Origin of the sequence: Enterobacter sp. T1-1 (assembly GCF_000710795.1) — a bacterium.
In the GTDB taxonomy this organism is placed as follows: Bacteria; Pseudomonadota; Gammaproteobacteria; order Enterobacterales; family Enterobacteriaceae; genus Enterobacter; species Enterobacter cloacae.
The window spans coordinates 1-260 of the sequence record NZ_JALW01000062.1 but is presented as its reverse complement, the minus strand read 5'-3'; the positions used below and the strand labels follow the sequence as shown (position 1 = coordinate 260).

Annotated in this window: 1 protein-coding gene; it reads left to right on the top strand. The window is 68.5% G+C overall.

Features of this window, described 5'->3' with window-relative positions; genetic code table 11:
- The coding region (locus AK59_RS01000000123865; RefSeq protein WP_032618685.1) for an Ig-like domain-containing protein at positions 1 to 260 on the top strand (260 nt) is incomplete at both ends.

Here is a 260-nt window from a genome sequence, read left to right as displayed (position 1 = left end):
CTGCTGGTCACCGACAACGTCGGCGCCTACCAGGGCCCGGTCGTGAGCGGCGACACCACCGATGACAACACCCCGACCCTGAGCGGTAAGGCCGAGCCGGGCAGCACGGTGAACATCATCGACAACGGCCAGGTCATCGGCACCGCGAAGGTGAACCCGGACGGTACCTGGAGCTACACCCCGGACCAGCCGCTGGCGAACGGCGCACACGACCTGACCACCACCGTCACCGATCCGTCGGGCAACACCGGGCCGGAAGG